The 12575-nt window shown below is 57.8% G+C and carries 13 protein-coding genes; 4 read left to right on the forward strand and 9 right to left on the reverse strand.

Features of this window, described 5'->3' with window-relative positions; genetic code table 11:
• Positions 1–167: 167 nt before the first annotated feature.
• From udk to ACN0WX_RS03185, 4 genes are read right to left on the reverse strand one after another with little or no spacing between them, the layout of a single operon-like run.
• On the reverse strand, positions 168–779 hold the full coding sequence (gene udk / locus ACN0WX_RS03170; protein ID WP_417620821.1) for a uridine kinase: 612 nt from the start codon (positions 777–779) through the stop codon (positions 168–170).
• A complete protein-coding gene (locus ACN0WX_RS03175; RefSeq protein WP_417620822.1) occupies positions 776–1720 on the reverse strand; it encodes an isopenicillin N synthase family dioxygenase in 945 nt (314 codons plus the stop codon). Before ACN0WX_RS03175 ends, udk begins: the two co-directional genes overlap by 4 nt.
• Before the next feature lie 44 nt (positions 1721–1764).
• Entirely contained in the window at positions 1765–3000 is a 1236-nt protein-coding gene (locus ACN0WX_RS03180; protein WP_417620823.1) for a NupC/NupG family nucleoside CNT transporter, read from the reverse strand.
• A 37-nt stretch (positions 3001–3037) separates the two neighbouring features.
• Complete coding sequence (locus tag ACN0WX_RS03185; RefSeq protein WP_417620824.1) at positions 3038–3607, reverse strand: TIGR00730 family Rossman fold protein; 570 nt, start codon at positions 3605–3607, stop codon at positions 3038–3040.
• A 126-nt stretch (positions 3608–3733) separates the two neighbouring features.
• Here ACN0WX_RS03185 and ACN0WX_RS03190 point away from each other — a divergent pair, with 126 nt between their 5' ends.
• On the forward strand, positions 3734–4375 hold the full coding sequence (locus tag ACN0WX_RS03190; RefSeq protein WP_417620825.1) for a queuosine precursor transporter: 642 nt from the start codon (positions 3734–3736) through the stop codon (positions 4373–4375).
• 38 nt (positions 4376–4413) lie between these two features.
• Here the strand turns inward: ACN0WX_RS03190 and ACN0WX_RS03195 are convergent, their stop codons facing one another.
• The 4 genes from ACN0WX_RS03195 to ACN0WX_RS03210 are packed head-to-tail and all read right to left on the reverse strand — an operon-like array spanning position 4414 to position 8231.
• Positions 4414–5016: a nucleotidyltransferase family protein gene (locus tag ACN0WX_RS03195; protein WP_417620826.1), complete on the reverse strand. Its 603-nt coding sequence runs from the start codon at positions 5014–5016 to the stop codon at positions 4414–4416.
• Positions 5013–5489 (reverse strand): c-type cytochrome, encoded by a 477-nt coding sequence (locus ACN0WX_RS03200; protein WP_417620827.1) that lies wholly within the window; start codon positions 5487–5489, stop codon positions 5013–5015. The genes ACN0WX_RS03195 and ACN0WX_RS03200 overlap by 4 nt, the downstream gene beginning before the upstream one ends.
• Positions 5490–5502: 13 nt before the next feature.
• Positions 5503–7749, reverse strand: a complete 2247-nt coding sequence (locus ACN0WX_RS03205; RefSeq protein ID WP_417620828.1) for a molybdopterin cofactor-binding domain-containing protein — start codon at positions 7747–7749, stop codon at positions 5503–5505.
• Positions 7746–8231 carry a (2Fe-2S)-binding protein gene (locus ACN0WX_RS03210; RefSeq protein ID WP_417620829.1) on the reverse strand — a complete coding sequence of 162 codons (486 nt, stop codon included), beginning with the start codon at positions 8229–8231 and terminating at the stop codon, positions 7746–7748. Before ACN0WX_RS03210 ends, ACN0WX_RS03205 begins: the two co-directional genes overlap by 4 nt.
• Before the next feature lie 229 nt (positions 8232–8460).
• Between ACN0WX_RS03210 and ACN0WX_RS03215 the strand changes: the two genes are divergently transcribed.
• Both ACN0WX_RS03215 and ACN0WX_RS03220 read left to right on the forward strand, forming a co-directional pair.
• Positions 8461–9657: an acyl-CoA dehydrogenase family protein gene (locus tag ACN0WX_RS03215; protein WP_417620830.1), complete on the forward strand. Its 1197-nt coding sequence runs from the start codon at positions 8461–8463 to the stop codon at positions 9655–9657.
• 24 nt (positions 9658–9681) lie between these two features.
• Positions 9682–10815 (forward strand): acyl-CoA dehydrogenase family protein, encoded by a 1134-nt coding sequence (locus tag ACN0WX_RS03220; RefSeq protein WP_417620831.1) that lies wholly within the window; start codon positions 9682–9684, stop codon positions 10813–10815.
• A 146-nt stretch (positions 10816–10961) separates the two neighbouring features.
• Here ACN0WX_RS03220 and ACN0WX_RS03225 read toward each other — a convergent pair whose 3' ends face one another.
• Positions 10962–11702, reverse strand: coding sequence for an SDR family NAD(P)-dependent oxidoreductase (locus ACN0WX_RS03225; RefSeq protein ID WP_417620832.1), 741 nt, complete (start codon positions 11700–11702; stop codon positions 10962–10964).
• An 85-nt stretch (positions 11703–11787) separates the two neighbouring features.
• On the opposite strand from ACN0WX_RS03225, the gene ACN0WX_RS03230 reads away from it, so the two are divergent.
• Positions 11788–12558, forward strand: coding sequence for an SDR family NAD(P)-dependent oxidoreductase (locus ACN0WX_RS03230; RefSeq protein WP_417620833.1), 771 nt, complete (start codon positions 11788–11790; stop codon positions 12556–12558).
• The last annotated feature ends 17 nt before the right edge of the window (positions 12559–12575 follow it).

Genomic DNA, 12575 nt, shown 5'->3' on the forward strand with positions numbered 1-12575 from the left:
ACCAACGCACGACGTCCCTAGGCGGGAAAAATGACAGTTTTGTCTCAATTGAAACGGGATATGCCGCAACGCAGCAATTTAGTTTTTTTGCACCGGAAATTATGTCTGAAAATCTCTCCGGAGCGGACAGAAATTTGCGTCGAGTAAACAGGCTATCCAATTGATATTTATTGAGATATCCGCGAAAGAATATGCCGGATCTGCTGTTCAAAGGCGGATTCAGACTGTTGCGAATTTATCACGATATCCGCGTGTATTTTCGAGGGCTCGACATGCAAATCGTGCATGGGACCGACCTGATTGGCAAATTGCTCATGCACCGACTGGGCAGTGCGGCCTCGTTCCCGGACATCGCGTTCCAGCCGTCGGGCGAAGCGCGTTTCGGGATCGCATTCGACAAAAATGCTGAGATCAAGAAGGTCGCGCAGCGGTTGATGTTGCAGGATCAGAATGCCGTCGATCAAGATCACTGGCCGCGACTCGGTCCGCCGGGTTTCTGATTTCGGCATATGGGTAGGAAAATCATATAGCGGCCGGTCGATCGCTTGCCCTTTTTTCAACTCGGCCAGCTGCGCGCACAGATTGTCAAAATCCACCGCATGGGGATGATCAAAATTGGGCCCGCCTTTTCCTTGCGGAGCATCGCCAAGACCGAAGAAATAGTCATCCTGCGGCAGAATTACGCATTGATCGGGTCCCAGAGTTTCAAATATTTTCTGGGTCAGGGTCGATTTCCCCGAACAGCTACCACCGCTGATGCCAACCGCCTTTGCAATCATGCGAGTCCGATTTCGCGCAGGCGCTGCATCAGATATTCATGAGCGGTAATGGGTTTCGGGTAAAGGTCCGGATGGGCATCATCGATGCAGCCTGGCAGCGTCCGGATGGCATAGTCGGGCCGGAAATGCAGGAAAAAGGGCATCGAGTAGCGCGAGTGTCCGCGCCGCTCCGGGGCAGGGTTGACGACGCGATGGGTGGTCGAAGGCAGGCGGTTGTTGGTCAGCCGTTGCAGCATGTCACCGATATTGACCGCGAGTTCGCCCGCCCGGGGCGTGACGGCTCGCCAGTTGCCCTGTTTGTCGAGCAGCTCGAGACCGGCTTCCTCGGCACCGATCAAGAGGGTGATCGTGTTGATGTCCTCGTGCGCCGCGGCCCGGACCGCAGGCGAATCTTCCGGCACCGGCGGATAGTGGATCAGTCGCATCACCGAATTGCCGTCGCGCACCGTATCGACAAAAAAGTCGGCTGGCAGATCAAGAAAACGCGCAATCGCTTCGAGGATTCGTGCGCCAGCCTTGTCGAAGGCAGCGAACATCTCGAGATAGGTTTCGCGAAACCCGTCGAGCTCTTTCGGCCAGACATTGGGCGGCATGACGGCTTCGAACGGATGTCCGGCCGGCAGGTCGCGGCCGATGTGCCAAAATTCCTTGAGATCGTGGATATCCGAATCCTTGGCGCTCTCGGTGCCGAATGGTGTGTAGCCGCGGGCGCCGCCGCTACCGGCTATATGATAGCTGCGCTTCACGTCTTCGGGCAACGCAAAAAAGGCGCGCGACATGGATTCGGCGCGTTCGATCAGCTCGGCAGGAATGCCATGGTCGGCGACCACGGCAAAACCCCAGTCGGAAAAACTGCGTCCGATTCGTTCGGCGAAGCCATTCTTGTCTGTGTCCGCCATGGCGAGCGAAACGGCGGCCAGCGTGTCTTGGGTCTCGGTCATGGTCTTAAGATGCGTCCTCGTGCGTGTTTGTCAATCGCGATCGTTCAGCCGAGCGATAGCAATATGCCGGCGAGCGCGGCGCTCATCAGATTGGCCAGCGACCCTGCCGCCAGCGCGCGCAGGCCGAGCCGGGCGATGACCGGGCGCTGATTGGGAGCCAGACCACCGGTGACGGCGAGCTGTATTGCGATGCTGCTGAAATTGGCAAAGCCGCATAGCGCGAAGATGACAATGGCGTTGGTCAGCGGGGAAATGCCTTCCTGCATCTTGCCCAGTTCGATGAAAGCGACAAATTCGTTTAGCACCACCTTGGTGCCGAACAGGCCACCAGCGCCGAGCGCCTCGTCCCATGGTACGCCGAGCAGATACATGATCGGCGCAAAAACATAGCCGATCACCTGCTGGAAGCTGAGATCGGGATAGCCGAACCAGCCGCCGATCCCGCCGAGCAGACCATTGGCCAGCGCCACTAGCGCAACAAAGGCCAGCACCATGGCACCGACCGCGACAGCCAGCTTGACGCCGGTTTGCGCACCCATGCCCGCAGCCATGATGATATTGGCCGGCTTTTCCTCTTCATATTCAACCGAGACTACCAGATCTTCGGGGTCCGGATCTGCCGGATTATCCGGCATGATGATCTTTGCCATCAATATCCCGCCCGGTGCCGACATGAAGGCGGCGGCGAGCAGATAATCGATCCGGATCCCCATGGCGGCATAGGCCGCGAGGATCGTGCCGGCGACTCCGGCCATGCCGACGCTCATCACCGTGAACAGTTGCGACTGGGTCAGGCTGGCCAGATAGGGCCGGATGACCAAAGGTGATTCGGACTGGCCGACGAAGATATTCGCCGCGGCACACAAAGATTCGACTTTGGAAATGCCGGTGATTTTCTGGATCGCCCCGCCGACCCATTTAATAATGAACTGCATGACGCCGAGATAATAGAGAATCGAGATCAGGGCCGAGAAAAAGATGATCACGGGAAGCGCAGCGATGGCAAAGCTATTCCCGCCAACGGATGGATCGGCCAGGGGGCCAAATATAAAATTGGTACCAGCCGCGGCATAGCCGAGCAGATTGGAGACGCCTTCCGCCATCGCCTGAATGACCCGTTTCCCGGCGGGGACATAGAGCACGATAACAGCGATACCGGCCTGAAGCGCAAAGGCCGCGCCGACCACACGCAGCTTGATATTCCGCCGCCCGGTCGAAAGGCCGAGGGCAATCAGCAGGATCAATGCCATGCCGGCAAGGCTTGTCAGGATAGATATCATCGGATTCTTCCGCTAAAATTGATGGGCCGGTTTTGCTTCACCATGTAAAACTGCCTGCTTCGGTGTTGCAGGCGGCGGCAAGGCGGTCGAGACAGTCATCGATATCGTCAGACACGATGAGATGCTTGCGCCGCTCTGCCGACACGAAACCCTGTTCGGACATGGTGTCGAGAAAAGCGATCAGTGAATCCCAATAGCCGCCGACATTCAGAATCGCGAAGGGCTTGTTATGATAGCCGAGTGCGTTCCAGCTCCAGGCTTCAAACAATTCATCCATTGTACCGACACCGCCCGGCAAGGCAATGAAAGCATCGGTCAGATCGGTCATCCTGGCCTTGCGTTCGTGCATATTCTGCACGATGTGAAGCTTGGTCACGCCAGTATGCGCAACTTCCAGATCCTTCAGCATTTCCGGAATGACACCGTGGACCCGGCCACCCTCGGCGAGTACGGTATCGGCGATAATCCCCATCAGGCCAAGCCGTCCGCCACCATAGACCAGTTCGACTCCGCGCCGGACCATGGTCTTGCCGAGCAAGATCGTCGCTTCGCTATAAGCCGGGTCCTGTCCGGCATTGGCACCGCAATAAACTGCCAGTCTTTCCAAATTGTCCCCCGATCGTGCGACTGTAAGGGCCGCGATCTGTTGCTGTTCGTTTCTTTTTCCCTATAGAAAAAATGCGCTGTGTGACTATTTCTTTTTTTTCGTCGCGGACCGCGCTAGGCAATCGCGATGACGGAAAATATAAAAACCAATCTCATCCCGCGGTCCCTTTTTGTATTCGCGGTTCTCTATGGCGGCATGACCTGTATCGCAGGCATATTGGGCGCAAAACAGGTTGCGATCGGGCCTCTGGCAGTGGAATCCGGGATTTTCCCGTTCCTTCTTCTGGTGGTCTTGTCCAGTTCGGTTGCGGAATTGCACGGTCGGGATATTGCCAACCGGCTGGTTCGATTTGGTTTCATTCCCCTGATCACCGCGATTGTGCTGATTCAGATCGTGCTGGCGCTGCCGACCGATCCGGGCATGTACGAACCCGCCAAGGAAGCCTTTCCGATCATATTGTCCCAGGGCGCAAGGCTGATGTTCGCCGGGATCATTGCCTATGGCGTGTCGCAATTTCTCAACGTCTATATCTTTTCCCGCCTGGCCGTGATGAAGGGCCGGATGCTGGCCTTGCGCGCAGCCATTGCCAGCGCCCTGTCGCAGCTTGTCGACACGCTGATCTTCATCACCATCGCCTTTTATGGAGAGCGCCCCATCCTACAGTTGCTGCTTGGTCAGGGTTCGGCGAAAGTTGTCTTGTCTTTCCTGCTGGTGCCGTTCCTGATCGTGTTTTTTGTAAAACTGGGACAAAGACTGGATCGCGAATGAAGGCATGGGCCTTCCAGACAAGCGATTCCTTTTTTCCGCTATTCGCTCTGCTGACAAATATCATTGGCGCGCGCCAAATCGTCCTCGCTATCAATATCCATCAATAGAGAATCATTCCCCGGCACCAGACGGGCAGCGGCGAGCAACCCGCGCGCGCCGGTATCGCCTTCCAGCGCGATCAGCCTGTCCAGTGCGGCGGCGGGGAAAATGGCCGGCGGCATGGCCTGTCCCCGGCGGGACGAGGCCACAGGATGGGCACCGTCCGATTGTTCAAAGGCGGCGATCAGTGCTTCGATATGGTTTTGCGTGACAAAGGGCATGTCGGCCAGCATGATGCACAGCGCCCTGACCCCGGCTCCGATGGCGTGTTCCGCGGCGAGGCGGACCGAGGTCGCCTGCCCTTCGGCGGCCTTTATATTGTTGACCACCTCGAAACCCCGTGCCTGCCATCCGTTCGCGCAGTCATGCGCGGGCGAACCGATCACAAGCTTGCGAATAAAGGCAATGTCGGAGCAGGCTTCTGCTGCGTGGAGACCCAGCATCTTCCCCCCCAGTATCGCGCAGAGCTTGTCCCGATCACCAAATCTACGGGATTTTCCGGCGGCCAGCAGCGCCAGCATGATGCCTGAATCTTCGCTCAATTTCTGGAAATATCAATGATATAGGCGATCACGGCCTGTCTTTTCTCCGGTTCCGAGATGGCTCCGGCAACCATCGTTGTACCCGGAATTTTTGCTGCCGGATTGGCGATAAAACTATCGAGTTCAGCGCTGTCCCAGATGATACCGGACCTTTTCAGGGCGTCGGAATAGCCAAAATCCTTCGCCGCTCCCGCCGCTTGGCCGACAATGCCGAAAAGATTCGGTCCGACACCACTGGCGGCGCCCTTTTGCAAACTGTGACAACCGGAGCAACCGGCAAACGCCGCCTTGCCTTCGGCCACCAGCCGGTCCGCTGTCTCCCTTCCGGTCCTGTCGTTGGACGCGGTTGCCTCTGGCGCGGCCCCTGGCTCGCGCACGATGATCTGCTCTACCGGACCGGGCGCGGGATCAGCGCCGCAAGCCGTCAGACACAGGAGGGCCGCCAGGCCTCCAGCGCCAATCAATAGTCGCATATCCGCTCTCCAGTCAGGCAAAATCATGTTTCGATATCGGCAATTCGCGAATGCGTGTGCCGGTGGCGGCAAATATGGCATTGGTCACGGCGGGTGCAATCGGCGGCAATCCCGGTTCGCCGCCACCGCCGAGCCGCTTGTGGTCGCCATTGATCAATGCCACTTCGACTGTCGGCATTTCGTTGATGCGCAGCATTTTATAGTCATGGAAATTGCTCTGCTGCACGGCGCCGTCCTTGATCGAAATCTCGCCATAAAGCGCAGCGGTCAGGCCGTAGACAATCGCGCTTTCCATTTGCGCGGTAAAGCCATCGGGATTAATCACAAATCCCGGATCGGCGGCAACATAGACTTTCACAACCCTCGGCTTGGTCCCGCTCATATCGACTTCCGCGACTTGCGCGACGATCGACCCGAAGGACGGGACAAAGGCGATCCCGCGCCCGTGCTTGTCCTCCAGCGGACTATCCCATCCGGCCATTTTTGCCGCGGTATCGAGTACCTTTAGATGCCGTGGAGATCCGGCCAGCAGCTCGCGGCGGAACGCATAGCCATCCTTGCCAGCGGCGTGGGCCAGTTCATCGACAAAGGATTCGATGAAGAAGCCGTGCTGGCTGTGATCCACCGAACGCCATGGACCGAAACGCAATTGCGTCGGCACGTCGACCTTGCGGATTTTGTGCGCGGCAATGTTGTAATAGGGGACGGTCGGCGCATCTTTGGGATCGAATAAATGGGTGTGGATATTGCTCCAGCTGATCGCCTTGCCATCCTTGTCGAGGCCACCCTGGAAGCGGCTGGTGGCCGAGGGACGATAATGATCCTGTACCGTGTCCTCTTCGCGGGACCAGATCATCTTGACCGGATAGCCTGCCGCTTTGGCCAGGCGTACGGCCATGGTGATCGTATCATTTTCGGCCCGGCGTCCAAAGCCCCCACCGAGATAGCCATTGTGATAGGTCACGGCTTCAAAATCGAGGCCGGCGGCATCCGCCGCCGCCTGACGTGCATTGACCGGGGCCTGATGGCCGGACCAGACATAGCATTTACCATCGCGCACCCATGCGGTGCAGTTCATCGGCTCCATCGTTGCATGTGCAAGAAACGGGACCTTATATTCGGCTTCCACCTTGGTAATGGCCTCGGCAAAGCTTTGCGCTGCGTCGCCCTCTTCGGTTTCCACGTCGCCACCATCGCTGCCTGCTTCGTCAAGATGCTCGGCATAGCGTTCGAACAGGGCCTGTTGATCCAGCGCATCGCCTTCGGTTTTGGAATAGCTTGCCTCGATGCTGTTCAGCGCCTGCTGAGCTTGCCAGTAGCCATCGGCAATCACCGCCACGAAATCCCCCATATTGAGAATCTGCAGCACACCCGGCATGGATTTTGCCGTTGTTGCATCAATGGATTCGACCGTAGCGCCGACCACTGGCGGCGCCTTGACGGCGGCATATTTCATGCCCGGCACATCGGCATCAATTCCGAATTTGGCGCTGCCATCAACTTTCGCCGGAATATCGTGACGGGGCACCGGCTTGCCCATAATCTTGTAATCTGCCGGAGATTTCAGCCGGGGTTTCGCCGGCAGGCTTTGTGCGGCAGCGGCCAGCGCGAATGTCGCAAAAGGCGCAGATCTGTTGCTTCTGCCATGCGTGATCACACTGTCGGCAACGCTAATCTCGCTGGCGGGAACCTGCCATTCGTTCGCGGCAGCAGCGACCAGCATTTCGCGTGCGGCGGCGCCAGCCGTTCGCATCGCACGTTGCCCGGTGGCGCGTACGGAATAGCTGCCGCCGGTAAATTGCAGGCCCATGGCCTGGGCCAGTTCCAATATGCCGCCAGCGACGGTGGGCTCGAAGAATGCCGGCACTTCCAGATCGGGCATCAGAAAGTCGCGTCCTATGGAATCGGAAACATATTGCTGGTCCGCAGGCGCTTCGAGAATATGGACCTTGTTCCAGTCCGCATCCATCTCGTCCGCCAGCATTTGCGCTAGGGCGGTATAGACCCCCTGCCCCATTTCGACGTGAGGAATCACGGCGGTAACGACATTGTCGGCATCGACCTTGACCCAGGCATTGAGCAACTGCTCGTCCTCGCCATCGGTCAACATCGGACTCAGTCGGCCAATCGGATTGCCGGGCCGGACGGCAACGCCGACGACCAGCGCGCTGCCTGCCAGAACGCCCGCGCCGATGAACGCGCGGCGGGTCCATTTGCCCTTTTTCTCCGGACTGTCCGAAATAGCTTCTATCTTGCTCATGCCACCGTCTCCTTGGTAGCCGGTCGATCAATGCCCGCGGCGGCCTTGATCGCCTTGCGAATCCTGCCATACATGCCGCACCGGCAAATATTGCCAGCCATCGCCGCGTCAATCTCCGCGTCCGTGGGTTGCGGGTTGTTCTGCAGTAGCGCGGTTGCCGACATGATTTGCCCGGACTGGCAATAGCCACATTGCGGTACCTGGGCGTCGATCCAGGCTTGCTGAACCCTGTGCAGCGTACCGTCTTCCCCTGCGATCCCTTCGATTGTGGTGATCGTCTTGCTTTCGGCAGCGGATACCGGTGTCGAGCAGCTTCGGATCGGCTTGCCATCGAGATGCACGGTGCAGGCGCCGCACTGGGCGATACCGCAGCCGAATTTGGTACCGGACATTTTCAGATTCTCGCGCACGACCCACAGGATGGGTGTTGCGGGGTCCGCATCGACTTCCCGGGATTGACCGTTGACGTTCAGCTTGATCATGGAAATCTCACCCGGATGATTGAATAGCAATTTGCAACTTATAGCGGAGCGGCTGTCTCAAGCCAAGGGGCCATTGCGATATAAGGTCGGTCGTATAACCCCGGCTTGCGCAGTCAGCATGGTGCCGATCCGCCATTGCCGTAGCGTCACCTTAATTGCTTGGTTAATTGCTTGTTTTCGGCGGTTTTCAGCCTATAGTCCGGCCAAATTGTGATCGAGGAGCACTCCCATGAATCTGGAATTCACCGAAGAAGAAAATGCCTTTCGCGCTGAAGTGCGTGAATTTATTGAGAATAATTATCCGAAAAATATCGGGACTCGCGGTGTCGAGGATGAAATGAGCCGCGAGGATATGCTTGCCTGGCACAAGATTCTTGGCAAAAAGGGCTGGTCGACTCCGGCTTGGCCAACGGAATATGGCGGCACCGGCTGGACGCCAACACAGCGTTATATCTGGTCAGAAGAAAATGCCCGGATGAACACGGTTATGCCACTGCCCTTTGGCGTTTCCATGGTCGGCCCGGTGATTTATACATTTGGTAACGAGGAGCAGAAGGCCGAGCATCTGCCGGGCATCAGGTCTGGCAATGTCTGGTGGTGTCAGGGCTATTCCGAACCGGGCGCCGGTTCCGATCTCGCCTCGCTGAAAACCACCGCCGTGCGCGATGGCGATGATTATATCATCAACGGCCAGAAAACCTGGACGACGTTGGCGCAGCATGCCGACTGGGGCTTCTTCCTGTGCCGTACCGACTCGGACGCTCCCAAGCCGCAGATGGGAATCAGCTTCATTCTTGTCGACATGAAGACACCCGGCATCGAAGTGCGCCCGATCAAGCTGATCGATGGCGGCTATGAGGTTAATGAAGTGTGGCTGACCGATGTCCGTGTGCCCGCGACAAATCTGATTGGCGAAGAGAATAAGGGCTGGACCTATGCGAAATTCCTGCTTGCCCACGAACGGTCCGGCATCGCCGGTGTTGCCCGCTCCAAGCGCGGTGTCGAACAGCTCAAGGAAATCGCCGCCGCCGAAATGCTCGATGGCAAGCCGTTGCTCGAGGATATGGGCTTTGCCACCAAGATCAGCCAGTTGGAAATTGATTTGTCGGCGCTCGAAATCACCGAGCTGCGGACCTTGGCTGGCGAACAGGCCGGCAAGGGTCCCGGACCGGAAAGTTCGCTGTTGAAAGTCAAGGGTACCGAAATCCAGCAGCGTCTGACCGAGCTGACCCTGGAAGCGGTAGGCTATTACGGCGCGCCAGATTTCCGCAGTTTCCCGGACGACGGGTCGAACGACTTCCCGATCGGACCGGATTATGCCCATCATGCGGCACCGACCTATTTCAACATGCGCAAGACATCGATCTATGGCGGATCCAACGAGATTCAGCGCAATATCATCACAAAAATGATCCTCGGCCTTTAACCGGACCGAAGCAGGGGAACCAAAATGGATTTTGATTTTACCGACGAACAGAACATGGTGCGCGACGGGATTTCGCGCCTGATCCGTGAGCAATATGATTTCGATACCCGGCGCAGCGTCATCGAAAGCGACGCCGGCTGGCGGCCGGAGCTTTGGGCCCAGCTGGCGGAGCTCGGCATGCTGGCTGCGCCATTTTCGGAAGACGATGGCGGATTTGGCGGTGCCACCGAGGCGATGATCATCATGGAAGAATTTGGTAAGGGCCTCGCGGTCGAGCCATTTATCCCGAGCGTCGTCTGTGCCGGCGGTTTCTTGAAACATGGCGGCAGTACCGCGCAGCGGGAAGAATATATCGGCGGCATTATCGGCGGCGAAATGATATTCGCCTTTGCCTATGCCGAACCGCGCGGGCGTTACGATCTCGCCAATCTGGAAACCACGGCAAAGGCCGATGGCAGCGACTATATTCTCAATGGCCACAAGGCGGTCGTGATCGGTGCGCCTTGGGCGACCCATCTGGTGGTGACTGCACGGACATCCGGTGGGCAGGCTGACCAGAATGGTATATCTGTTTTCGTGGTCGACAAGGCAGCGCAAGGTGTCAGCACCCGCGATTATGCCACGGTCGATGGCCGCCGCGCCTCGGAAGTCTATTTCGAAAATGTCAAAGTCTCTGGCGATGCGCTGATTGGTGAAGCCGATAAAGGCCTGCCGCTGATTGAGAAGGTCGTCGATGAAGCGACGGCGGCGGTCTGCGCTGAAGCGGTTGGAGCGATGAAAATCACCAACGAAACCACGGTCGAATATTCGCGCCAGCGCAAGCAGTTTGGCACGCCGATCGGTTCATTCCAGGTGCTTCAGCACCGGATGGCGGACATGCTGATGGAATATGAGCAGTCAGTTTCCATGTGCTATCTGGCCACGATCAAGCTCGACGAAGATGACAAGACGCGGAAGCAGAATGTTTCTGCAGCCAAGGTCCGTATCGGCCAGGCGGCGCGTTTCATAGGCCAGTCGGCGATCCAGACCCATGGCGGCATGGGTATGACCGATGAGCTTGCGGTGGGTAGTTACTTCAAGCGGCTGTCGATCATCGAGGGCGAGTTCGGCAGCGTCGATCATCATATGCGGCGGCATATCGCGCTGACCGCTGCCTAAATAAAATTCGTCATGCTGAACTTGATTCGGCATGACGGTGAATCCTATCAATTAAGGGGATGGAGCCACGCTGGCTCTGTCCCCTTTTTCACGCCAGATCATGCTGATGTTGAGATAAATATTCAACATTACCGATCGGATGGTCATCACAGCAGCAATCCCCCATCGGCGATAATCGTCTGGCCGACAATATAGCCAGCCAGCGGTGATGCGAGGAACAGGGCCAGTCCCGCCATATCATCCGGATCACCTATTCTCCCCACCGGGATCGACCGGATCGTGGCTTCGCGGCGTTTGGGATTATCGGTCGTGACTCTGGTCATCTTGGTCGCGATCATACCCGGTGCAATGCCGTTGACACGGATACCGTCAGGCGCCCAGGCTTTGCCCAGTGTCCGGGTCAGTCCTGCTGCGCCAGCCTTGGAGGCGTTATAGCCGGGATTGCCGACAGTCGCATGAAAGGCTGCCGTCGAACTGATGATGATCAGCGAGCCCTTGGCCTGTTTGAGCAGATCGTAGAATTGCCCGGCACAAGTCATCAGACTGTTGAGATTGACCTGAACAACCCTGGCGAAATTTTCCGGTTCGAATTCGGCGCGCTTGTAGAGCACCATGCCCTGCGAGCAGATCAGAATGTCCAGTTTGGTGAATGTCTGGCGCAACGCCATGATCGCGGCATCCTCGCTCGCGTCGAGCGGATGATAGGCCAGGCCTTCCAGATCGGATCCTTCCGCAGGATCATAGTCTGCCGCGCTGGCCCGTGTCCCGGTAACGTGAACCTCTGCACCGCGCGACCGGAAAGCCTGGGCGGTGGCGTTGCCAATTCCGCTCGAACCACCAATGATGCAGACGGCCTTGCCAGTATAGTCGAGGGATGGGTCGATCATGATCTTCTCCTGTACAATTGACTATTGGCCGAGCATTTGCTGATCGTCTAGGGCCTGTTTTCTTATCATCTGGAGCACCAATATCATGGACATCCCCTTTTCGCTCGCTGGCCGCACCGCTTTGATTGCTGGCGCCTCGTCGGGATTCGGCGCGCGCTTTGCCAAGCTGTTTGCCGCTGCTGGCGCCAATGTCGTGCTCGGGGCGCGGCGCACCGACCGAACTGACGCGCTGGCAGAAGAGATTATCAGCGACGGTGGCAGTGCGCTGGCCGTACCGCTTGATGTCACCGACGAAGCATCGATCATTGCCGCCTATGATGCCGCAGAGACAAAATTCGGAACGGTGGACACGATCGTCGCCAATGCCGGCATGGCCGCAACCGGTCGTTCCACCGACGTGCCCGCGGACCGGCTACAGACTCTGCTCGATACGAATTTCAAGGGTGTCTATCTGGTTGCTCGCGAAGGTGCAAAGCGACTGATCGCCGCAGGCAGCAAGGAAAAGGAACATGGCCGGATCGTGATCATCGGATCGATCACCTCGCGCCTGACCGGAGAAGGCGACAGCGCCTATGCTGCGAGCAAGGCCGGCGTGACTCATCTTGGCCGCAATCTGGCGCGCGAATGGGTGCGCATGGGGGTCAATGTGAACACCATTCACCCCGGCTATATCCCGACCGAGATTCAGGGCGACTGGTATGAAACTGCGGGCGGGGAGGCGCAGATTGCCGGCTTCCACCGCCGCCGGTTGCAGGATATCGAATCGCTCGACCCGATGATGCTCTATTTTGCTTCCGATGCGTCGCGCATGGTAACCGGATCGGATATCATCGTCGACGATGGTCAGTCGCTCTGACCGCGTGCGCTAGCGAC

Source organism: Parasphingorhabdus sp. (assembly GCF_048269915.1).
In the GTDB taxonomy this organism is placed as follows: Bacteria; Pseudomonadota; Alphaproteobacteria; order Sphingomonadales; family Sphingomonadaceae; genus Parasphingorhabdus.

Excerpts from the sequence above, each read along its gene's own strand:
- ACN0WX_RS03205 (WP_417620828.1), bottom strand. The coding sequence starts at position 7,749 with ATGAGCAAGATAGAAGCTATTTCGGACAGTCCGGAGAAAAAGGGCAAA.
- ACN0WX_RS03210 (WP_417620829.1), bottom strand. The coding sequence starts at position 8,231 with ATGATCAAGCTGAACGTCAACGGTCAATCCCGGGAAGTCGATGCGGAC.
- ACN0WX_RS03225 (WP_417620832.1), bottom strand. The coding sequence starts at position 11,702 with ATGATCGACCCATCCCTCGACTATACTGGCAAGGCCGTCTGCATCATT.
- ACN0WX_RS03215 (WP_417620830.1), top strand. The coding sequence starts at position 8,461 with ATGAATCTGGAATTCACCGAAGAAGAAAATGCCTTTCGCGCTGAAGTG.
- ACN0WX_RS03220 (WP_417620831.1), top strand. The coding sequence starts at position 9,682 with ATGGATTTTGATTTTACCGACGAACAGAACATGGTGCGCGACGGGATT.
- ACN0WX_RS03230 (WP_417620833.1), top strand. The coding sequence starts at position 11,788 with ATGGACATCCCCTTTTCGCTCGCTGGCCGCACCGCTTTGATTGCTGGC.
- ACN0WX_RS03175 (WP_417620822.1), bottom strand. The coding sequence starts at position 1,720 with ATGACCGAGACCCAAGACACGCTGGCCGCCGTTTCGCTCGCCATGGCG.
- udk (WP_417620821.1), bottom strand. The coding sequence starts at position 779 with ATGATTGCAAAGGCGGTTGGCATCAGCGGTGGTAGCTGTTCGGGGAAA.
- ACN0WX_RS03200 (WP_417620827.1), bottom strand. The coding sequence starts at position 5,489 with ATGCGACTATTGATTGGCGCTGGAGGCCTGGCGGCCCTCCTGTGTCTG.
- ACN0WX_RS03190 (WP_417620825.1), top strand. The coding sequence starts at position 3,734 with ATGACGGAAAATATAAAAACCAATCTCATCCCGCGGTCCCTTTTTGTA.
- ACN0WX_RS03180 (WP_417620823.1), bottom strand. The coding sequence starts at position 3,000 with ATGATATCTATCCTGACAAGCCTTGCCGGCATGGCATTGATCCTGCTG.